This window comes from Actinotalea endophytica (genome assembly GCF_025717005.1).
Classification (GTDB): domain Bacteria; phylum Actinomycetota; class Actinomycetes; order Actinomycetales; family Cellulomonadaceae; genus Actinotalea.
The window spans coordinates 43,590-64,212 of sequence record NZ_JAOVZU010000013.1 but is presented as its reverse complement, the minus strand read 5'-3'; the positions used below and the strand labels follow the sequence as shown (position 1 = coordinate 64,212).

Annotated in this window: 16 protein-coding genes; 7 read left to right on the top strand and 9 right to left on the bottom strand. The window is 73.0% G+C overall.

Annotation, left to right across the window (positions count from 1 at the left end; translation table 11 throughout):
- The first annotated feature begins 11 nt into the window (after nucleotides 1–11).
- Entirely contained in the window at nucleotides 12–2,288 is a 2,277-nt protein-coding gene (pflB, locus tag OEB99_RS18600; RefSeq protein ID WP_263578799.1) for a formate C-acetyltransferase, read from the top strand.
- Between the two features lie 211 nt (nucleotides 2,289–2,499).
- On the top strand, nucleotides 2,500–3,246 hold the full coding sequence (gene pflA, locus OEB99_RS18595) for a pyruvate formate-lyase-activating protein (RefSeq protein ID WP_263578798.1): 747 nt from the start codon (nucleotides 2,500–2,502) through the stop codon (nucleotides 3,244–3,246).
- On the opposite strand, the gene OEB99_RS18590 is transcribed toward pflA, so the two are convergent.
- From OEB99_RS18590 to OEB99_RS18575, 4 genes are all read right to left on the bottom strand, one after another.
- Nucleotides 3,243–5,297 carry a 3-hydroxyacyl-CoA dehydrogenase NAD-binding domain-containing protein gene (locus tag OEB99_RS18590; protein WP_263578797.1) on the bottom strand — a complete coding sequence of 685 codons (2,055 nt, stop codon included), beginning with the start codon at nucleotides 5,295–5,297 and terminating at the stop codon, nucleotides 3,243–3,245. The genes pflA and OEB99_RS18590 overlap by 4 nt on opposite strands.
- A gap of 68 nt (nucleotides 5,298–5,365) precedes the next feature.
- A complete protein-coding gene (locus OEB99_RS18585) occupies nucleotides 5,366–6,595 on the bottom strand; it encodes an HRDC domain-containing protein (RefSeq protein WP_263578796.1) in 1,230 nt (409 codons plus the stop codon).
- A gap of 65 nt (nucleotides 6,596–6,660) precedes the next feature.
- A complete protein-coding gene (locus tag OEB99_RS19750) occupies nucleotides 6,661–7,182 on the bottom strand; it encodes a helix-turn-helix transcriptional regulator (RefSeq protein WP_318011439.1) in 522 nt (173 codons plus the stop codon).
- An 82-nt stretch (nucleotides 7,183–7,264) separates the two neighbouring features.
- Nucleotides 7,265–7,822: a DUF3000 domain-containing protein gene (locus tag OEB99_RS18575; RefSeq protein WP_263578823.1), complete on the bottom strand. Its 558-nt coding sequence runs from the start codon at nucleotides 7,820–7,822 to the stop codon at nucleotides 7,265–7,267.
- A gap of 89 nt (nucleotides 7,823–7,911) precedes the next feature.
- On the opposite strand from OEB99_RS18575, the gene OEB99_RS18570 reads away from it, so the two are divergent.
- Together OEB99_RS18570 and cuyB are read left to right on the top strand one after the other, a co-directional pair.
- A complete protein-coding gene (locus OEB99_RS18570; RefSeq protein WP_263578795.1) occupies nucleotides 7,912–9,216 on the top strand; it encodes a carboxylate--amine ligase in 1,305 nt (434 codons plus the stop codon).
- On the top strand, nucleotides 9,213–9,935 hold the full coding sequence (gene cuyB / locus OEB99_RS18565) for a cysteate racemase (protein WP_263578794.1): 723 nt from the start codon (nucleotides 9,213–9,215) through the stop codon (nucleotides 9,933–9,935). Before OEB99_RS18570 ends, cuyB begins: the two co-directional genes overlap by 4 nt.
- Before the next feature lie 3 nt (nucleotides 9,936–9,938).
- On the opposite strand, the gene OEB99_RS18560 is transcribed toward cuyB, so the two are convergent.
- Nucleotides 9,939–10,412 carry a hypothetical protein gene (locus OEB99_RS18560; RefSeq protein WP_263578793.1) on the bottom strand — a complete coding sequence of 158 codons (474 nt, stop codon included), beginning with the start codon at nucleotides 10,410–10,412 and terminating at the stop codon, nucleotides 9,939–9,941.
- A 54-nt stretch (nucleotides 10,413–10,466) separates the two neighbouring features.
- Here OEB99_RS18560 and OEB99_RS18555 point away from each other — a divergent pair, with 54 nt between their 5' ends.
- From OEB99_RS18555 to OEB99_RS18545, 3 genes are read left to right on the top strand one after another with little or no spacing between them, the layout of a single operon-like run.
- The gene (locus OEB99_RS18555) at nucleotides 10,467–11,123 is read left to right on the top strand and encodes an NAD-dependent epimerase/dehydratase family protein (RefSeq protein WP_263578792.1); all 657 of its coding nucleotides are present in this window, start codon (nucleotides 10,467–10,469) and stop codon (nucleotides 11,121–11,123) included.
- Nucleotides 11,120–12,121 carry a cell division protein ZapE gene (zapE, locus tag OEB99_RS18550; RefSeq protein ID WP_263578791.1) on the top strand — a complete coding sequence of 334 codons (1,002 nt, stop codon included), beginning with the start codon at nucleotides 11,120–11,122 and terminating at the stop codon, nucleotides 12,119–12,121. The genes OEB99_RS18555 and zapE overlap by 4 nt, the downstream gene beginning before the upstream one ends.
- A 23-nt stretch (nucleotides 12,122–12,144) precedes the next feature.
- Entirely contained in the window at nucleotides 12,145–13,239 is a 1,095-nt protein-coding gene (locus tag OEB99_RS18545; RefSeq protein ID WP_263578790.1) for a lysylphosphatidylglycerol synthase transmembrane domain-containing protein, read from the top strand.
- Nucleotides 13,240–13,291: 52 nt separating this feature from the next.
- Here OEB99_RS18545 and OEB99_RS18540 read toward each other — a convergent pair whose 3' ends face one another.
- The 4 genes from OEB99_RS18540 to glgX are packed head-to-tail and all read right to left on the bottom strand — an operon-like array spanning nucleotide 13,292 to nucleotide 20,560.
- Nucleotides 13,292–14,143 (bottom strand): polyphosphate kinase 2 family protein, encoded by an 852-nt coding sequence (locus OEB99_RS18540; RefSeq protein WP_263578789.1) that lies wholly within the window; start codon nucleotides 14,141–14,143, stop codon nucleotides 13,292–13,294.
- Nucleotides 14,140–15,939: a malto-oligosyltrehalose trehalohydrolase gene (treZ, locus tag OEB99_RS18535; RefSeq protein ID WP_263578788.1), complete on the bottom strand. Its 1,800-nt coding sequence runs from the start codon at nucleotides 15,937–15,939 to the stop codon at nucleotides 14,140–14,142. Before treZ ends, OEB99_RS18540 begins: the two co-directional genes overlap by 4 nt.
- Nucleotides 15,936–18,446 (bottom strand): malto-oligosyltrehalose synthase, encoded by a 2,511-nt coding sequence (gene treY, locus OEB99_RS18530; RefSeq protein ID WP_263578787.1) that lies wholly within the window; start codon nucleotides 18,444–18,446, stop codon nucleotides 15,936–15,938. Before treY ends, treZ begins: the two co-directional genes overlap by 4 nt.
- Complete coding sequence (gene glgX, locus OEB99_RS18525) at nucleotides 18,443–20,560, bottom strand: glycogen debranching protein GlgX (RefSeq protein ID WP_263578786.1); 2,118 nt, start codon at nucleotides 20,558–20,560, stop codon at nucleotides 18,443–18,445. The genes treY and glgX overlap by 4 nt, the downstream gene beginning before the upstream one ends.
- Nucleotides 20,561–20,623: the final 63 nt, after the last annotated feature.

Here is a 20,623-nt window from a genome sequence, read left to right as displayed (position 1 = left end):
GAGACCAGGTCATGGCGATCACGACCGACAAGACCACCGCCGGCACGAGCGCGGAGGAGCCGCAGGTCGCGTGGCGCGGCTTCGCAACGGGCCCCTGGCAGGACGCCATCGACGTCCGCGACTTCATCCAGCGCAACTACACCGCGTACGACGGTGACGCCGCGTTCCTCGCGCCGGCCACCGAGCGGACCACCAAGGTGTGGACGACGCTGACCGAGATGTTCCCGCAGGAGCGGGCCAACGGCGTCTACGACATCGACACCCACACCCCGGGCACGATCACCTCGCACGCTCCCGGCTACATCTCGCGCGACGACGAGGTGATCGTCGGCCTGCAGACCGACGCGCCGCTCAAGCGCGCGATGATCCCCAACGGTGGCTGGCGGATGGTCGAGGGCGCGCTCAAGACCTACGGCTACGAGACCGACCCCGAGGTCGCCAAGATCTTCACCGAGTACCGCAAGACCCACAACCAGGGTGTCTTCGACGTGTACCCGCCGAGCGTCAAGGCCGCCCGCCACTCGCACATCATCACCGGCCTGCCGGACGCCTACGGCCGCGGCCGGATCATCGGCGACTACCGCCGGGTCGCCCTGTACGGCATCGACGCGCTGATCGCCCAGAAGAACGTCGAGCGCGCCGAGCTCATGATGGAGCAGCCGAACGAGGAGACGCTGCGCGAGCGCGAGGAGAACGCCGAGCAGATCCGCGCGCTCGGCGAGCTCAAGACGATGGCCGCGTCCTACGGCTACGACATCTCCGGCCCGGCGACGAACGCCCGTGAGGCCGTCCAGTGGCTGTACTTCGCGTACCTGGCTGCCGTGAAGGAGCAGAACGGTGCGGCCATGTCGCTCGGCCGCACCTCGACCTTCATCGACGTCTACATGGAGCGCGACCTCGCCGAGGGCACCCTCACCGAGTCGCAGGCCCAGGAGATCATCGACGACTTCGTGATCAAGCTGCGGATCGTGCGCTTCCTGCGCACCCCGGAGTACGACGCCCTGTTCTCGGGCGACCCGACGTGGGTCACCGAGTCGATCGGCGGCCTCGGCGACGACGGCCGCTCGCTGGTGACCAAGTCGTCCTTCCGGTACCTCAACACGCTGTACAACCTGGGCCCGGCGCCCGAGCCGAACCTGACCGTGCTGTGGAGCCCGGCCCTGCCGCTCGGCTTCAAGGAGTTCTGCGCGCAGGTCTCGATCGACACCTCCGCCATCCAGTACGAGTCGGACGAGCTGCTGCGCAGCCAGTGCGGCGATGACGCGGCCATCGCGTGCTGCGTGTCCGGCATGGCGGTCGGCAAGCAGATGCAGTTCTTCGGCGCGCGGGTCAACCTGGCCAAGGCCCTGCTCTACGCGATCAACGGCGGCCGGGACGAGATGTCCGGCAAGCAGATCGCGCCGGCCAGCACGCCGGTCGCGGGTGACGTGCTCGACTACGCGGACGTGCGGGCGAAGTACGACGTGCTGCTCGACTGGCTCGCCGGCACCTACGTCGAGGCCCTGAACTGCATCCACTGGTCGCACGACAAGTACGCCTACGAGCGCATCGAGATGGCCCTGCACGACCGGGTGGTCCTGCGGACCATGGCGTGCGGCATCGCCGGCCTGTCGGTCGCGGCCGACTCGCTCGCGGCGATCAAGTACGCGACGGTCCGCGCGGTGCGCGACGAGTCCGGCCTGGTCGTCGACTACGACGTCACCGGTGAGTTCCCGACCTACGGCAACGACGACGACCGTGCCGACGACATCGCCGTGGAGCTGGTCTCGGCGTTCATGGACAAGATCCGCAAGCACCCGACGTACCGCGACGCGGTGCACACCCAGTCGGTGCTGACGATCACCTCGAACGTCGTGTACGGCAAGCACACCGGCAACACGCCGGACGGGCGCCGCACGGGTGAGCCGTTCGCGCCGGGTGCCAACCCGATGAACGGCCGCGACACCCACGGCATGGTCGCCTCGGCGCTGTCCGTCGCGAAGCTGCCGTACGAGGAGGCGCAGGACGGCATCTCGCTGACCGCGACGGTCGTCCCCTCCGGCCTCGGGCGGACCCGCGAGGAGCAGGTCACGAACCTGGTCGGCGTGCTCGACGGCTACAACGTCGCGACCGGCTTCCACGTCAACGTCAACGTCCTCAACCGCGAGACGCTCGAGGACGCGATGGAGAACCCGGAGAAGTACCCCCAGCTGACCATCCGGGTGTCGGGCTACGCGGTCAACTTCGTGCGGCTCACCCGTGAGCAGCAGCTGGACGTCCTGTCGCGTACCTTCCACGGCGCGCTGTGACCCGGACGGGGGGGGGGGGCCCGGGGGGGGGGGGGGGGGGGGGGCGCCCCCCCCGCCCGGGGGCGCGGTGCCCCGGCGGCCGGCCCGCCCACCGGGGGGCCCCGCCGGTGCACACTGACAACCAGACGGTGGCCGATCACCATCGGGGGAGGTCGAGATGAGTGTCCTGGGCGAGAGGTCAGCCTGCTGCGAGGACGGACGTGCCACGCAGATGAAGGCCCTCCACCTCGGTGAGATCGGGTCCGTGCACTCCTGGGACCGCACCACGGACGCGGACGGGCCCGGTATGCGGCTCGTGCTCCGGCTGTCCGGGTGCCCGTTGCGCTGCCAGTACTGCAGCGGTCCGGACGCCTGGCTGATGCGGGACGGGTCGATGCACACCATCGACGCGACCATGGCCAGGATCGAGCGGGACGCGTCGGTGCTGCTCGCCTCGGGCGGCGGTCTGACGATCTCCGGCGGGGAGCCGCTGCTCCAGCCGGCCTTCACCGCGGCCGTGCTGCGCGGGGCGAAGGAGATCGGCCTGCACACGGCCCTGGACACCTCGGGCTACCTGGGCCGCCGCGCGACCGACGCGATGCTCGACGACACCGACCTGGTGCTGCTCGACGTGAAGTCCGGGCTGCCGGACATCTACCACACGGTGACCGGGCGGGACCTCGCACCGACGCTCGAGTTCGCGCGGCGGCTCGCCGAGCGCGGCATGCGGGTCTGGGCGCGGTTCGTCGTGGTGCCCGGTCTGACGGACGCGTGGGACAACGTCGCGGCGGTCGGCGAGCACCTGGCGGCGCTGGAGAACGTCGAGCGCGTCGAGGTGCTGCCCTTCGCGCAGAGCGGTCGCGAGGTGTGGCACTCGCTCGGCACCGAGTACCGGCTCGAGCTCACCGAGGAGCCCGACGGCGGCCTGCTGGAGCGCGTGCGCACCCAGCTCCGCGCGAGCGCGCTCACCGTCGTCTAGCGCCCCAGGAACCGGCGACCCGCGACCCGCTCGGACCAGCCGGAGCGGTCGAGGTAGGGCAGCAGCCCGCCGAGGTGGAAGCCGAAGCCGGCCCCCAGGATCATCGCGAGGTCGATCTGCCCGGGGGCGAGCACGACGCCTTCGTCGAGCATGAGCCCGACCTCCTGGGCCAGGCCCGCCAGCACGACGTCGCGCACACCCTGCTCGTCCAGCGCGTTCGGGCCGCCCGGCGACCCGAACGTGTCCTGGATCGTGCGGTCCAGGTTCCCGTCCGCGCCGACGACGCGCCGACCTGCGGCGGCCAGCGCGGCCAGTCCGGGGGAGCGGTGGTACCGATCCCCGAGGTCGTCGTGCAGCGAGTCGAGCACGTGCAGCGCGACCGGCAGACCGACCAGCTGGAGCAGGGTGAACGGGTCCATCGGGAGCCCGAGCGGGCGCAGGGCGCGGTTGGCCACCTCGACCGGTGTGCCGGTGGCGACCGTGTGCAGCACGTCGGAGAGCTCGCGCAGCAGCAGCCGGTTGACCACGAACCCCGGGCGGTCCGTGGCGAGCACCGCGGTCTTCCCCGTCCCGCCGGCGACGGCGAAGGCCGTCGCGAGCGTCGGCTCGTCGGTCCTCTCGGCCCGCACCACCTCGACGAGCGCCATCTGCGCGACCGGGTTGAAGAAGTGCAGCCCGACGACCCGCTCGGGATGTCGCAGACCGTCCGCCATCGCCGAGACCGACAGCGCAGAGGTGTTCGTGGCGAGCACCGTGTCGGGGCGCACCACATCCTCCAGCTTGGCGAACACGGCCCGCTTGACCTCAAGCACCTCGGTGACCGCCTCGATCACGAGGTCGGCGCCGGCCAGGGCGCCGAGGTCGGTACCCACCGAGATCGTGCCGAGCAGCGAGGCGGCGGCCTCGTCCGTGAGCCTGCCGCGCTCGACCTGACGTCGCACCAGGCCGGCCACCCGCTCGCGCCCGGCCAGCGCGCGCTCCTCGTCGACCTCGCGCATCCGCACAGGGACGTGCATCCGGCCGGCCAGGAGCACGGCGAGCTGGGCCGCCATCAGACCCGCGCCGACGACGCCGACCTCACGGATCGCTCGAGCCGGAGCCTCGGGAACACCGAGCGGCGCGCGCGCGTGCCTCGTCGTGAGGTCGAGCGCGTGGATCCCGGCGGCGAGTTCGGGGGTGGTCATGAGGTCCGTGAGGGCGTCGTCCTCGGCGGCGAACCCGGCGTCGCGGTCCCGGTCCCGCGCGGCGGCGACCAGGTCCAGCGCCCGGTACGGCGCGGGGGCGGCGCCGTGCAGCCGGCGGTCGACCCGGGTCCGGGCGGCCTCGACCTCGCGTGCCCAGGTCTCCGCGTCGTCCAGCGGTCGGCGAACCACCTCGTTGCCCGCCAGCACGTCCTGAGCCCAGGCCAGCGACGCCTCGAGGAACCCGTCGGCGGGCAGCACGACGTCCACCAGGCCGACGCGCTGCGCGGTGCCGGCGTCCGTGGTGCGGTTGCCGCCGAGCGGGTGGTCGAGGATCACCCGCAGCGCCTCGGCGACGCCGACGAGCCGGGGGAGCAGCCAGCACCCGCCCCACCCGGGCACCAGCCCGAGCAACGCCTCCGGCAGGCCCAGGGCCCGCGTGCCCTCGGCGACCGTGCGGTACTGCGCGTGCAGGGCGACCTCGAGCCCGCCGCCGAGCGCGAGGCCGCTGATGAACGCGAAGCTGGGCACGCCGACCTCAGGCAGGGCCCGCAGGGCGTCGTGACCGGCCCGCGCCATGGCACGCGCCTGGTCCGGGCCGGTCATCGCGGCCACGGCCTTGAGATCCGCACCGGCGCAGAAGTGCCCCGGGCGGCCGGTCACGGCGACCGCCTGGATCTCGCCCCGTTCGGCGCGGGCGCGCTGCGTCAGCAGGGCCTGCCGGAGCCCGGCCAGCCCCACCGGTCCGAGCGTCACGGGTCGGCGCTCGTGGTTGTCCAGGGTGACCACGGCGATCGTCCCCGCCGGGCCGACGTGGTCGCTGACGGACGCGCGGGTCACGTGCTCCGCGGTGGGTCGGTCCTCGATCACGTTCGCTCACCGCTCCTTCGGGCCGGACCCCGCCGGTGCGCAACGTCTCGGACGACGGTGCCCGGGGGTTACCCGAGAGTAACAACGGCGCCGGCCAACGGCCCGGCGAGCAGCTCGACCTGCCACGCACGGGCGCCGCCGGCCGTGAGCGCGGCGGCGACGGACTCGGCCGTGACCGGCTCCGGCGGGGTCCAGCACAGCCGCCGCAGCAGGTCCGGCTGCAGCAGGTTCTCCACCGGGACGTCGTGGGCCTGGGACACGCCGGCGACGAGCTCCTTGGCCGCGGTGAGCCGTGCCGCAGCCGCGGGATCCCGGTCCGCCCAGGCACGGGGCGGGGGAGGGCCGGGTGTGCCCGGGCCGCGCAGCGGTGGGAGCTGAGCGTCGGGCAGCGCGAGGGCCTCCTCGATCGCGCCGAACCACTGGGCGGCGCGGCGGCGCGTGCCCTTCCCGGAGAACTGCGGCAGGGCGACCAGGTCCGCCACGCTCCGCGGCTGGGCGACGGCCGCGGCGACGATGGCCGCGTCCGGGAGCACGCGTCCGGGCGAGATGTCCCGGCGCCGCGCGTCGGCGTCCCGCGCGTGCCACAGCGAGCGCACCACGGCCAGACCGCGCGGCTGTCGGACGCCGTGCAGCCCCGACGTGCGCCGCCAGGGGTCGAGCCGAGGAGCCGGTGGCGGGGCGAGGCGCACGGCTTCGAACTCCTGGTGCGCCCACTCGGTCTTCCCGGCCGCCTCGAGCCGTTCGGCGAGGACGTCGCGCACCTCGACGAGGACCTCGACGTCGAGGGCCGCGTACCGCAGCCAGGCCTCGGGCAACGGCCGGGTCGACCAGTCGACGGCCGAGTGCTCCTTCGCGAGGCCGAGGCCGAGAGTGTCGGCGACGACCGCGGCCAGCCCGACCCTGGGCATGCCGAGCAACCGCGCGGCGAGCTCGGTGTCGAACACGGCGTCGGGGGTCATGCGCTGCTCGGCGAGGCCGGGCAGGTCCTGCGAGGCGGCGTGCAGCACCCACTCGACCCCCCGCAGCGCGTCGCCGAGCGGGGAGAGGTCGGGCTGGGCGATCGGGTCGATCAACCAGCTGCCCGCGCCGGCGCGTCGGAGCTGCACCAGGTAGGTGCGCTGCCCGTAGCGGTACCCCGAGGCGCGCTCGGCGTCCACCGCGACCGGACCGGCGCCCGCGGCCAGGGCTGTCACGGCCGCGGCGAGCTGCGCGTCGGACACGACGACGTCGGGGATGCCGTCGGCCGGCTCGAGGAGTGGGACGACGACCGGCACGCCGGGGTCGTCGTCGTGATGCATGACCACCAACCTAGGCCCTCCGGGGGCAGTCTCGGCGCACGCCGGACCGGACGACCTGGGGCGGGTCAGCCGAGCAGCTGGTTGCGGATCGCGAAGGCCACCATCTCGGCGCGGTCGCCCGTGCCGATCTTCCGGGAGATCCGGGCCAGGTGGCTCTTCACGGTCAGGGCGCTGAGCTCGAGCGTCTCGCCGATCTGCTTGTTGGACCGCCCCTCGGCGACCAGCTCGAGGACGCCGAGCTCACGGGCGGTGAGCTCGGGACCGGTCCGGTGCGCGGCCGAGGCCAGGCCACCGTCGCCGTCCGGCTCGGTCGTGATCGCGCCACGGATGCCGCCGTTGAGCAGCGTCACGAGCTCGCGACGGCCGGCGGAGCGGGCCAGCAGCACGGCGTGGGACGACTCGCGTCGGCGCAGGTTGCGCACCAGCACCGCGGCGTCGCCGTCGCCGATCTCCGGAAGGACGAGGCAGACCGCGGCGCCCTCGCGGGGCGGTGCGGTGCGCTGCGACGGCGGGAACGGAGCCCGCGGGCGCACGGGACGGACCGGGCCGCGGACGGCCTGCGTGGTACGGACCTGCTCGACGGGCACGGGTGGCTCCAGGGCGTGTCGGGACGTTGCCCTTGTATCGGCAGAGGCAAAGGGCCCCTTGAGTCACTCCGGCGGGTGAGAGTCAGTGGTGCCGGGAGAGGGCTGTGACGCCGTCGGGCAGGGGCGGCAGCCCGGCTGCGGTGCACAGCAGCGTCGACCACGCCTGCAGGTGGGACCCGGCGTCGTCGTCCGGCGTCCACGAGGCACGGATCTCCACCTCGACCTGGTCCGGCCGGTCGTCGAGGGCGCCGAACGACTGCGACACGACGCGGGTCACGGTGCCGCCGAGGGAGTGGTACGGGGTCCCGACGAGGGCGTCGGTGACCCAGCTCCAGGCGGCCTCGCAGAGCAGCGGGTCGGCCGCGAGCTCGGCCTCGAGCGTCGCGCGGGTCAGGGTCACGACGCGAAACGTGCCGTCCCAGGCCTCCTGGCCCGCCGGGTCGTGGAGCAGCACGAACCTGCCGGAGGCAAGCTCGTCGCCGCTGCGCTCGGGGTCGACCTCGGCGCTCAGCGCGACGGCGTAGGGGGCGATGCGTGCCGGGGCAGGGACCTCGGTCAACCTGACCTCGGCCCGCAGGCGACGTTCCCGCAGGGCGTGCAGCGCCTGCAGGAACGGGTGAGGGGCGTCGTGGGCCGTCATCACGTTCGCAGCGTACGTCGCATGACCCGGCCGACCGGCGGCGGCGCGCGGGGCATCCGGGTGACGATCGCGCACTACGCTGACCGGACGTGGCGGACGAGGGGACGACGGACGTGGCCGAGGTCGAGCAGCGGCGGGATGCGCCGGACAGGCGCTTGCAGCCGGTGATCCTCGGCGGCGACATCGGCGCCTACAGCCTGGCGCGGACGTTCCACGAGGCCTACGGCGTGCGCGCCGTGGTGGTCTCGACCGTGTCGACCGGGCTCGTGCGGCACTCGCGGATCCTCACCAACGTGGTCGAGCCGCGGATGGACGAGCCGGACGCGGTGGTCGCCCGGCTGCATGCGATCGCGGACCAGCACGCCGACGCCGACCTGATCCTGATGGGCAGCGCGGACTGGCTGGTGCGCACGATCGTCGAGCAGCGCTCACGACTCGAGGACCGATACACGATCCCGTACACCACGCGCGAGCGACTGGACCTGGTCACGGACAAGGAGTCCTTCGGCAGGCTCTGCGGCGAGCTCGGCCTGGCCCATCCGACGACCGTGGTGCACGACGTCGGCAGCGGCGGTGTCCCGGACACGGCCCACCTGCGGTTCCCGGTGATCGCGAAGACCGGGAACACCGCGGCGTACCACCTCGTCGAGTTCCCCGGGAAGAAGAAGGTCTTCACGGTGGACACGCCGGAGGAGCTCACCGCACTGCTGGAGAAGGTCCGCGCGTCGGGCTACACGGACACGTTCGTGATCCAGGACATGATCCCGGGCGACGACTCCGGGATGCGGATCCTCACCTGCTACAGCGACCGCGACGGGCGGGTGCGGTTCGCCTGCTTCGGCGACGTGCTCCTCGAGGAGCACACCCCGGGAGCGCTCGGCAACCCGGCCGGGATCATCACCGGCCCGGGCCACGAGCTGGTCGCGCAGGCGACCCGGCTGCTGGAGCACATCGGGTGGACCGGGTGGGCGAACTTCGACCTCAAGCACGACCCGCGCGACGGCCGGACGGTCTTCTTCGAGCTCAACCCCCGACTGGGCCGGAGCAACTTCTACATCACCTCGGCGGGGCAGAACACCGCCGAGATCACGGTGCGTGAGCACGTCCAGGGCCTCGACCCGCTGCCCGAGGGCGCGGCGACCGAGCTCACCACCGAACACCTCTACACGGTCCTGCCGAAGCGGCTCCTGCTGCGCTACCTGGCCGACCCGGCGCTGGGTGAGCGGGTGCGGCGACTGTGGCGCTCGCGCCGGGTGACCAACCCGCTCTGGTACCGGCACGAGTGGGACCCGCGGAGGGTGGCGTACCTCGTGGTCGCGCAGCTCAACCAGTTCCGCAAGTACGGCACGCACTACCCGGTCGAGGTGTGGCGGGCCGCCGGGGGCCGGCCGTGAACGGGGCGGCGCTGCCCGTCGGGGTGATCGGTGGGGTCGGGCCGCAGGCGACCGCGTACTTCCTGGACATGATCGTGCGGCTGACCGAGGCCGCGCGCGACCAGGACCACCTGGACATGGTGGTGCTGAACCACGCGACGATCCCGGACCGCACCGCGTACATCCTCGGCACCTCGGACGAGGACCCGGGTCCGGTGATGGCCGCCGACGCGGCGCGCCTCGAGGCGTTCGGCGTGTCGTTCCTGGTGGTCCCGTGCAACACCGCGCACCACTTCACCGACCAGGTGCACGCGGCGGTCTCGATCCCGGTCGTGAGCATCGTCGGGGAGACCGTCGACGAAGCCGCCCGGCGGGTGCCCGGGCTCGAGCGCGTCGGGGTGCTCGGCACCAGCGGGACGCTCGCCGCGCGGGTCTACCACGCGGAGATCGAGTCACGCGGGATGACCTGCCTGACCCCGGACGAGGCCGATCAGGCGATCGTCATGCGGATCATCTACGACCAGGTCAAGGCAGGCCGGCCGATCGACCTGGAGGCCTTCCAGGGTGTCGTGCAGCGGCTGCGGGCCGCGGGTGCCCAGGTCGTGCTGCTCGGCTGCACCGAGCTGTCGATCGTCGCGGCCGACTTCGACCTGCTGAGCGCCGACCGCTTGCTGGTGGACTCCCTCGACGTCCTGGCCCGGCGCACGATCGAGCGCGCCGGGCACCGGGTGCGCGACTGAGTCTCAGCCGAGCTGGTTGGTCCCGGCGTACAGGTGCATGACCGGCACCTTGAGCTCCTCGCGCGCTCGTGAGGCCCAGTCGGTGTGGAAGGTGTCCTCGAGCGCGTGCGGGGTCGTCACCACGACGACCTCGTCGGCGTCGAGCTCGGCGACCGCGGTACGCAGGGCCGGCAGCGGGTCGTCGTCCACGACCGCGCCGTCCGCCTGGGACCCGGACGACCGGAACGCGTCGAGGCTCGCGGAGAGCTGCTGGGCCGCGGTCTCCTGCGGGGTGGTCGGCGGCTCACGGCGCACGACGTCGTCCAGCGCCTCGCGGAGCTCGCCGAGGCTCAGGTGGTCCACGATCGAGGCGAGCAGGTTCCGCTCGGTGTCGGCCGGTACCAGCACACGGAACGAGGCGTCGGGGTGCAGCTCGGCGATCTTCGCGACGTCCGCGGAGCCGAGGGTCTCCTCGGTGAGCACGACGATGAGGGTCATGGCTGGAGCCTAGCCACCAGGCGGCCCGTGCCGCCCGCACGTACCATGACCGCCGTGCCAGCCGAGCAGCCCGACCCCCAGGTGGTCGTCGTGGCCGGCGGCACCGGGCTGGTCGGTTCGGCGGTGGTCCGGCGACTGGTGGCGGACGGGGCCCGGGTGGTGGTCCCGACGCGTGGGGCCGACTCGCACGCCCCGGACGGCGCTCGTGTGGTCCGCGGGGTCGACTGGGAGCACCCCGAGACGCTGCTGGACGTCCTCACCGAGCCCGGGTGGGCTCCGACCGGCGCGGTCGCCGCACTCGGCGGCTGGTGGCTCGGGGACCAGCTCGTCGACGTCGCACCCGACGTGTGGCGGCGGATCCTGGAGAGCCACCTCACCGCGCACTGGCTCGCGGTCCGGGCGATCGCGCCGGTGCTGGTGGGACCGGACCCCGCGTACGTGCTGCTCAACGGCGCCGCGGCGACCGAACCGATGCCGGGCTCCGGACCGGTGAACGTCACCGGTGCCGCCCAGCGGATGATGGTGCGCGTGCTGCGCGAGGAACCGGTCGGTGCACGCGTCCGGTTCCACGAGGTCAGCGTTCTCGCGGCGGTCGGCGGCGACGAGCGCAACCTCGACCCCGGCTCCGAGGTCGACCGCGCCGACGTCGCAGCAGCCGTGGTCCGGACGCTCGCCGACCCTGCGTCACCGGCCGTGGTCGAGGTGTCGTGACCACGACGCTGCTGCGCCGGCCCGAGGTGCCGGCCGACGCCCTGCTCGCCGGGTTCGTGGTGCCACGGCACTTCGGCGACGCGACCTTCGAGTCGTACCGGCCCGCGCACCCGAGCCAGGCGGTGGCTCGCGAACGCCTCGCGCAGGTCGCCGACGGCCTCGCCGCCCCGCCGGCCAAGGGCCTCGCGCGACTGCTGCACCGGTCGAGCGCGCGCGCGGCGGCCGCGGTGTACCTCGACGGCGGCTTCGGGGTCGGCAAGACCCACCTGCTCGCCGGTCTCGCGCACGCGGTGGGGCAACGATCCGCGGGGGACGTGGTGTACGGGACGTTCGTCGAGTACACGCACCTGGTGGGTGCGATCGGCTTCGCGGCCACGGTGCGTGAGCTCTCGGCACGCCGGGTGGTGTGCATCGACGAGTTCGAGCTCGACGACCCGGGCGACACCGTCCTCATGGCCCGCCTGCTCCGTGAGGTCGGCGACGCCGGCGTCACGCTCGCCGCGACGTCCAACACGTTGCCCGAGTCGCTCGGCGAGGGCCGGTTCGCGGCCGAGGACTTCCTGCGGGAGATCCAGGCGCTGGCGGCCCGGTTCGAGGTGCTGCGGATCGACGGTGACGACTACCGCCACCGCAACGTGGTCACGGCGAGCCGCGGGCTGCCCGACGAGGAGGTCCGCAGCCGGGCCGTCGGCGAGGGGGTGACGTGCGACGACTTCGGCGCGCTCGTCGAGCACCTGCGCACCGTGCACCCGAGCCGGTACGGGGCGTTGCTCGAGGGCGTGCGCCGGGTCGGGCTGACCGGCGTGGGCCGGCTGACCGACCAGAACGACGCCCTGCGCCTCGTCGTGCTGGTGGACCGGCTCTACGACCGGGACGTCCCGGTGCTGCTCGGCGGGTCCGGGACGAGCGAGCTGTTCACCGACGCGATGCTGCGCGGTGGGTACCGGAAGAAGTACTACCGGGCGCTGTCCCGGCTGGGCGCCCTGACCGAGGGATGATCACGAACCCCTAGCATGGCCGGGTGCTGCCAGCCGAGCCGTCGGGTCCCGTCGAGAACGGCCGACCGGACCCCGGTCCGCCCCTCCTGACCGCGCGCAGTCGTCGTCGGCTGATCCTTGCCGCGATCCTCCGCGCCGTCCTGTGGGCCGCGCTCGCGGGGATCGTCTGGTACGTGGTGCGGGTGCTGCGCAACGTCGACTGGCCGGCCGTCGGTCACGCGCTGGGGCAGCTCAGCTGGTGGCAGGTCCTGGTGCTCCTTGCCCTGGTCGCCGTGCGGCAGCTCTTCTCCTCGACACCGCTGGCCCTGTTCACCGAGGGGCTCGGCATCCGGCGTGCCGTGGCGAACGACCTGGTGGGCGTGCTCGTCGCGACGGTCACGCCGGCGCCGGCCGACATCGTCGCGCGGGCCGCCCTGTTCCGGGCATGGGGCATCGACGTGGCGCGCGGGCTCGCCGGGCTGGTGCTGAACTCGGTGCTCTTCTACGCGGTGCGACTGACCGTCCCGGTGGTGGGCGCGGTGCTGATGCTCTGGACGGTCGGGGACGAGACGGCCGTCGGCTGGACCGCCGTGGTGTCCGGCCTTGCGGCGACGGTCATCGTGGTCGCGCTCGTCGTGCTCTTCCGCGGGTCGTCGTCCGCGGCGGCGCTCGGGCGGCTGCTCGGGCGGGTGGGTCAGCGGATCCGGCCGAGCCTGCCGGGTCCCGAGGCGATGGAGCAGCGGCTCGTCGACTTCCACGGCAACGTCGCGGGCCGGTGGGAGCGGTACTGGGGCTGGGCGAGCGGATCGCTCGCGATGATGGTGGTCACCGAGTCGCTCATCCTGGTCGCGGCGCTGCGGTTCCTCGGCGTGCCGCCCTCCGAGGCTCCGCTGCTGGTGATCGTCGCGTCGTTCATGTCCATGTACCTGCTCATGGCGACGCCGTTCCTCGGGCTCGGCATCCTGGACGCCGCGGTGGTCGCGCTGATCGCCGACCGCAGCACGGCGGACCCGGCCGCGCTGGTGGCCGGCATGATCGTCTGGCGGGTGTGCATCCAGCTCGTGCCGCTGATCGCCGGTCTCGTCCCGCTCGTGGAGCTGCGGCGGGTCCGGGGCGCGGTCGAGCCGGCTACGGGCTAGCGCGCGTCGTCGGTGGACCGGTCGGCTCGCCCGGCCGCCGTCGACCGGTCCCTCAGGAGTTCTCGAGGCGGTCCTTCTCGACCTCCACGTCGAACTCCGCGGCGGGCCAGCGCAGCCCGAGGCGCTCGAACGCGTCCACGAGCAGCTCGGTGACGGCGAGGCGCGCGTACCACTTGCGGTTGGCCGGCACCACGAACCACGGGGCGATCTCGGTCGACGTGCGGTCCAGGAGCGCCTGGTACGCCTCGCGGTAGTCGGGCCACTTGGCGCGGGCGTCGAGGTCGGCCGGGTTGTACTTCCAGTACTTGTCGGGCCGCTCGAGGCGTTCGCCGAGCCTCGAGCGCTGCTCGTCGAGCGAGACCATCAGCGCGACCTTGACGATCGCGGTGCCGGACCCGACCAGCTCGGCCTCGAAGGCGTTGATCTCGTCGTACCGCTGGCCCCACACGTCCGGCGGCACGAGGTTCTCCACCCGCACGACGAGCACGTCCTCGTAGTGCGACCGGTCGAAGACCCCGAGCCGGCCCGGGCGGGGCAGCGCGTTGCGGATCCGCCACAGGTAGTGGTGGGCCAGCTCCTCGGGCGTCGGCTTGCCGAACGACGCGTGGTCCACGCCCTGCGGGTCGACCATGCCGACCACGTGCCGGACGATCCCGCCCTTGCCGGTGGTGTCCATGCCCTGCAGCACGAGCAGGACGCTGCGCGCGCCGCCGCTGCGTCCCTCGGCGAAGAGCATCTCCTGCAGGTCCGCCAGACGCGCGCCCTGCTCGGCCATCCGCTCCTCGCCGTCGTCGCGGTCGTCCGACCAGCCGGGCGTGGCGGACGGGTCGAACGTCGACAGGTCGAACCCGGGCCCGGCGCGCAGCGCCTGCACGGGGTGGACGTCCCACGGGTTCTTGCTCATCGGTCCTCCTCGGACACACGGACGACGGCGGCCCCGGGCCCGCGGAGCGTGACGTGCTGCAGGCCGGCCTCGAGCGGCTCCCAGGCAGCGAGCACCTCGACGGCCGTGCCGCCGAGCGGCACCCTCGTCGGGCCGTCCCCCCGGTGCAGGACGACCCGTAGGCGACCTCGGTGCAGGACCACCCAGGTGCCGTCGGGTGCGGCGACGGCGCCGGTGGTGTCGAGGTCGCCCGATGCGAGGTCCGGTTCGTTCGCGCGCAGTGCGACGAGCGTCCGGTACCAGGTGAGCATGCGTGCGTGGTCCGGGTGTTCCGGCTCGGACCAGTCCAGGCGGCTCGCCTCGACCGTCGCGGGGGACTGGGGGTCGGGCACGTCGGGGGGACCGCCGTAGAGCTCCTCCCAGCCGTGACCGGCGAACTCCTGCGCGCGGCCGCGTCGGATGCCCTCGACGAGGTCCGGCTCGGCGTGGTCGGTGAAGAACTGGAACGGGGTCCGGGCACCCCACTCCTCGCCCATGAAGAGCATCGGGGTGAACGGCGAGGTGAGCACCGCGGCGGCCTCGAGCGCCAGCAGAGCGGGGGCGAGTCGGGCCGAGGGCCGGTCACCGAGCGCGCGGTTGCCGACCTGGTCGTGGTTCTGGGCGAACACGACGAACCGGTGCCCGTCGGTCCCGGGCGGCACGGGGGCACCCCAGGGTCGGCCGCGGAACGTCGACCAACCACCCTCGTGCACGAACACCCGGGTCAGGGCGTGCGCGAGCGTGGCCGCGTCGCCGAAGTCGCCGTAGTAGCCGTGCCGCTCGCCGGTGACCCAGGCGTGCAGGGCGTGGTGCACGTCGTCCGCCCACTGGGCGGTCATCCCGAGGCCGCCCTCGGCCGTGGGCGTGACCATCGTCGCGTCGTTCAGGTCCGACTCGGCGACCAGGGACAGCGGACGGCCGAGCTCCGCGGCGAGCAGCGCGACGGCGTCGGCGAGCTCGGCGAGCAGGTGCCGCTCGGAGTCGTCGGCGAGGGCGTGCACCGCGTCCAGGCGCAGCGCGTCCAGGTGGAAGTCGCGCAGCCACCGGGTCGCGTTGTCGATCAGGAACGATCGCATGCCGGCGGCGTGCGGCGCGTCAAGGTTGACCGCCCAGCCCCACGGTGTCTCGTGGGTGTCGGTGAAGTAGGGCCCGAACTGCATGAGGTAGTTCCCGGACGGGCCGAGATGGTTGTAGACCACGTCGAGGCACACACCGATGCCCGCCCGGTGCGCCGCGTCGACGAACCGCTGCAGCGCCGCCGGGCCGCCGTAGGGGTCGTGCACCGCATAGAGCGCCACCCCGTCGTAGCCCCACCCGGCCACGCCCGGGAACGCGGCGAGCGGCATCAGCTCGACGAGCTGCACGCCGAGGGCGACGAGATGGTCGAGCCGTCCGATCGCCGCGTCGAGCGTGCCTTCGGGCGTGAACGTGCCGACGTGCAGCTCGTAGGCGACCGCACCGCGGGCGTCGACGCCGGTCCAGTCGGCGTCGGTCCAGGTGTGCCGCCGAGGGTCGAACACCCGGCTCGGGCCGTGCACCCCGTGCGGCTGCCACGCGCTGCGCGGGTCGGGGAGCGGGTCGGCGCCGTCCGGGGCGAACGCGTAGTCGGTGCCGTGGCCGAGCGCGACGTCGCTCGTCCACCAGCCGGCCTCGAGGCGCGTCATCGGGCGGGACGCCTCGATCCCTCCGGGGCCGTGGTGCAGCGTGACCGAGCCAGCACCCGGTGCCCAGACCCGGGGCAGCCACCCGCGGTCGCTCCATCCGTCCGGTGAGGTCATCCGCGGTCCTGGGCCGGGACGAGCAGGGCGACCGGGAGGGCGTCGAGCAGCTCGCCGAGCGGCACCAGGCCGCCGGGGACGACGCGATCGGTCAGCAGGTCGTGCCAGGCCCCTTCGGGCAGCGCGACCGTGTGGGTGCCCCAGCCGCCCAAGCGGTCGAGGGACAGCGCGAGCCGGGTCGCGATCGTGACCGCGACCGGGGTGTCCGCCAGCGTCCGGCTGAACGCCAGCGCGTGCCCCGACGAGGACGGCAGGGGCAGGTAGCCGGACTGCGGCCCGATGAACGCCTCCGGGTGGGCACGACGCAGCCGGAGCGCGCGCGACGTCACGAGGAGCTTCTCCTCGGCCAGGTCCCGTGGCGCCTCACCCGCGTCGAGGCGGGTCAGCGCGTCGCTGAGCGCCGCGTGGTCGACCGGGCGCCGGTTGTCCGGGTCCACCAGCGCGACCGACACGGACTCGGTGCCCTGGTACACGTCCGGGACACCGGGCAGGGTGAGCTGCACGAGCTTCTGGCCGAGGGTCGCCGCGCGGACCCCGGGCGCCGTGCGACGCGCCCACGACTCGAAGGTGTCGAGCACGTCCGGGTGCTCGAGGGCGGCCGCCGCGAAGCCGAGGACCGCCTGCTCGTAGGCCTCGTCCGGGGTGGTCCAGCTGGTGTGCTCCTTCGCCTCCCGGATGGCCTTGGTCAGGTACTGGTTCAGGCGGTCCGCCGCGAGCGGACCGTCGGTCCAGGTTGCCGCCAGCGTCTGCCAGAGGAGCGACTCGGTCCGCCCGTCCAGGAGTGCCGGCCGCAGCGGGGCCGTCGCGTCGCGCACGTGCTGGACCAGTGCCGTCCACGCGGCCGGGAGCTCGGACAGCACGCCGAGCCGGGCTCGGGTGTCCTCGCTGCGCTTGGTGTCGTGGGTGGACAGGGTCGTCATCGCGACCGGGGCGTGCACCTGGGCGTGCGCGGCCCAGGCGTGCAGCTCCTCGGGCGAGATCGCGAAGCGTTCCGGTGCGCCACCGACCTCGCAGAGCCCGACCAGGTGCGTCCAGCGGTAGAAGGCGGTGTCCTCGACGCCCTTGGCCATCACGGCGCCGCAGGTCTGCTGGAAGCGGACGACGAGCTCGTCGCGCCGCGGCTCGCGGGTCCGGCCGGCCGAGCCCGACTCCTTGCCGAGCAGCATCTCGGCCAGCAGGTCCATGGTCTCCTGCCGGTTCGGCTCGAGCCGGGACCGGGCCACCTCGACCGCCTCCCCGAACGCGGACCGGGCCTCGGCGGCCATCGGCTCGCCGGGCACCACGTAGTACCGGTAGCGGTCCGCGGCGACCAGGAGCTCGATCAGACAGTCCTGCAGCGAACGCCGGGTGTGGTCGCGCAGCCGGACGTCGTCGGCACAGATCTCGGCGGCGAGCTCGGCGAGCCGGTGCACCTCGGCGTACAGCGGTCCGGCGACCACCTCCCGCTTGGCCTGCTCGACGACCGAGGGGAGCGCGTCGGCGGTGTCGCCGGTGAGCTGGTGCATGAGGGCGCCGAGCTCACCCCCGCCGGCGGGGTCGACGAACACCTGCTGGATCCGCCACAGTGCCTCGTAGCCGGTGGTGCCGGCCGTCGGCCAGTCGTCCGGCAGCTCCTCGGCGGGCGCCAGGATCTTCTCGACCACGACCCAGGCGTCGTCGGTGACCTCGGCCAGCCGGGCGAGGTAGCCCTGCGGGTCGGCGAGCCCGTCGGGATGGTCGATCCGCAGGCCGTCCACCACACCGTCGGTCACGAGGCCCACGATCTGGCGATGCGTCGCGGCGAAGACCTCCTCGTCCTCCACCCGGATCGCGGCGAGGGTGCCGACGTCGAAGAACCGCCGGTAGTTGAGCTCCTCGTCGGCCACCCGCCAGTAAGCGAGCCGGTAGTGCTGCGCGGCGACCAGGTCGGCCAGCGGCAGCGCCTCCGTGCCGGGTCGGATCGGGAAGACGTGGTCGTAGTAGCGCAGCACCGGCTGGGGCACGTCGTCGCCGGGCAGGGTGATCTCGTCCAGGGTGAGCTCGCCGTCGCCGAGGACGGCCCCGATCCGACGGCCGAGCACCGGCATGAGCAGGGCGCCCTCGCCGGCCGACCAGTCCACGTCGAACCAGTGGGCGAACTCCGACACCGGGCCCTCGGAGAGCACCGACCACAGCGCACGGTTGTGGTACGCGGGGGTGGGCACGGCCATGTGGTTGGGCACGATGTCGACCACGAGCCCGAGGCCCGCGTCGCGGGCGGCCGCGGCGAGCCGGTCGAGGGCGGCCCGGCCACCGAGCTCGGGGGAGATCGCGTCGTGGTCGACCACGTCGTAGCCGTGGGTCGAGCCCGGGGCCGCCTGGAGCACGGGGGAGAGGTAGACGTGGGAGACGCCCAGCCCGGCGAGGTAGCCGACGTGGGCGGCGACGGCGTCGAGGTCGAGACCCGGGCCGAGCTGGACGCGGTAGGTCGAGGTCGGGACGACCCGCCCCTCGGGGGGACGACGCCGGCCCGGTCCGCGATCACTCACGACGTGGTGGCCTTCCGGCTCAGGACCAGGCAGCACCGACCGGCGAGGGTCAGGGTCGACCCTGCCGCGACGACCTTCCCCTCGGCGAGCGAGATGGACGTGTCGAGCTCGCACGTCCACTTCTCGCCGTAGTCGGGCCCGGGCAGCGTGAACTGCACGCCGTGCTCCGCGGCGTTGAACAGCATCAGGAAGCTGTCGTCGACGATGGGCTCGCCGCGGGTGTCGGGCTCGGCGATCGCCTCGCCGTTGAGCCAGACCTGGAACGCCTTGGCGTGGCTCTCCGACCAGTCCTCGTCGGCCATGTGCTCACCGGTGGTGGTCAGCCACGCGATGTCGCCGAGCTCCGACTCGCCACCGTGGTCCGGGCGCCCGGCGAAGAACCTGCGCCGGCGCAGCACGGGGTGCTCGCGGCGAAGGCGCACGGCGTGGCGGGTGAAGTCCAGCAACGAGGTCTGGTTCCGGTCGAGGTCCCAGTCGATCCAGGTGAGCTCGTTGTCCTGGCAGTAGCCGTTGTTGTTGCCGAGCTGGGTGCGTCCGAGCTCGTCGCCGTGGCTCAGCATCGGGACGCCCTGGGAGAGCAGCAGCGTGGTGAGGAAGTTGCGCCGCTGGCGCCGTCGCAGGGTCTGCACGGCGCGATCGGTCGTGGGGCCCTCGGTGCCGCAGTTCCAGGAACGGTTGTGGCTCTCGCCGTCGGCGTTGCCCTCGCCGTTCGCCTGGTTGTGCTTCTCGTTGTACGACACCAGGTCGGTGAGGGTGAACCCGTCGTGGGCGGTGACGAAGTTGATCGACGCGATCGGACGGCGACCGGTGTGCTCGTACAGGTCGGCCGAGCCGGACAGCCGGCTGGCGAACTCCGCGAGCGTCGCGGGCTCGCCGCGCCAGAAGTCGCGCACGGTGTCGCGGTAGCGGCCGTTCCACTCGGTCCACAGCGGCGGGAACCCACCGACCTGGTAGCCGCCCTCGCCCAGGTCCCAGGGCTCGGCGATGAGCTTCACCTGGCTGATCACCGGGTCCTGCTGGACCAGGTCGAAGAACGCGCTCAGCCGGTCGACCTCGTGGAACTGACGGGCGAGGGTCGCCGCGAGGTCGAAGCGGAACCCGTCGACGTGCATCTCGTTGACCCAGTACCGCATCGAGTCCATCAGCAGCTGGAGCACGTGAGGGTGCCGCATCAGGAGCGAGTTACCGGTGCCGGTCGTGTCGTAGTAGTGCACGGGGTCGTCGTCGACGAGCCGGTAGTAGGCGGCGTTGTCCAGGCCGCGGAAGCAGAGGGTCGGGCCGAGGTGGTTGCCCTCGGCGGTGTGGTTGTAGACGACGTCGAGGATCACCTCGATGTCGGCCTCGTGCAGGGTCTTGACCATCTGCTTGAACTCCTGGACCTGCCCGCCCGGGACGGTCGAGGAGGAGTAGCCGTTGTGCGGCGCGAAGAAGCCGATCGTGTTGTAGCCCCAGTAGTTCGACAGACCCTTGTCCTGCAGGGTCGGGTCGTTGACGAACTGGTGGACGGGCATGAGCTCGACGGCCGTGATGCCGAGCTCGACGAGGTGGTCGACGACGGCCGGGTGCCCCAGGCCGGCGTAGGAGCCGCGGAGCCGTTCGGGGACGTCGGGGTGCAGCGCGGAGAGGCCCTTGACGTGCGCCTCGTAGATCACGGTCTCGTGGTAGCCGTGGTTCGGCGGGCGGTCGTGGCCCCAGTCGAAGTACGGGTTGACCACGACCGAGGTCATGGTGTGCCCGGCCGAGTCCTCGGCGTTCAGCGAGTCGGGGTCGCCGAAGTCGTAGGAGTAGAGCGCCTGGTCCCCGTCGACCTGTCCGTCGATCGCCTTGGCGTAGGGGTCGAGGAGGAGCTTCGCGGGGTTGCAGCGATGGCCGTGCTCGGGCTCGTACGGCCCGTGCACACGGAAGCCGTAGCGCTGCCCGGGGTGCATGTCGGGGACGTAGCCGTGCCAGACGAAGGCGTCGACCTCGGGCAGGTCGACGCGGGTCTCGGCGCCGTCGGCGTCGAAGAGGCACAGCTCGATGCGCTCGGCGACCTCGGAGAACACCGCGACGTTGGTGCCGCTGCCGTCGAAGGTGGCACCCAGCGGGTACGGCCGACCGGGCCAGATCTGCATGCGACAACCTTGCCAGCAGTCCCGGCCGAGCGCCCGGCCGATCGTGCGCCGAGTCGGCGGACC

What these genes read in the sequence shown, in the direction of transcription:
- pflA (WP_263578798.1), top strand. Translation starts at nt 2,500, where the DNA reads ATGAAGGCCCTCCACCTCGGTGAGATCGGGTCCGTGCACTCCTGGGAC.
- OEB99_RS18575 (WP_263578823.1), bottom strand. Translation starts at nt 7,822, where the DNA reads ATGACGGCCCACGACGCCCCTCACCCGTTCCTGCAGGCGCTGCACGCC.
- glgX (WP_263578786.1), bottom strand. Translation starts at nt 20,560, where the DNA reads ATGCAGATCTGGCCCGGTCGGCCGTACCCGCTGGGTGCCACCTTCGAC.
- OEB99_RS18560 (WP_263578793.1), bottom strand. Translation starts at nt 10,412, where the DNA reads ATGACCCTCATCGTCGTGCTCACCGAGGAGACCCTCGGCTCCGCGGAC.
- OEB99_RS18540 (WP_263578789.1), bottom strand. Translation starts at nt 14,143, where the DNA reads ATGAGCAAGAACCCGTGGGACGTCCACCCCGTGCAGGCGCTGCGCGCC.
- pflB (WP_263578799.1), top strand. Translation starts at nt 12, where the DNA reads ATGGCGATCACGACCGACAAGACCACCGCCGGCACGAGCGCGGAGGAG.
- OEB99_RS18585 (WP_263578796.1), bottom strand. Translation starts at nt 6,595, where the DNA reads ATGCATCACGACGACGACCCCGGCGTGCCGGTCGTCGTCCCACTCCTC.
- treZ (WP_263578788.1), bottom strand. Translation starts at nt 15,939, where the DNA reads ATGACCTCACCGGACGGATGGAGCGACCGCGGGTGGCTGCCCCGGGTC.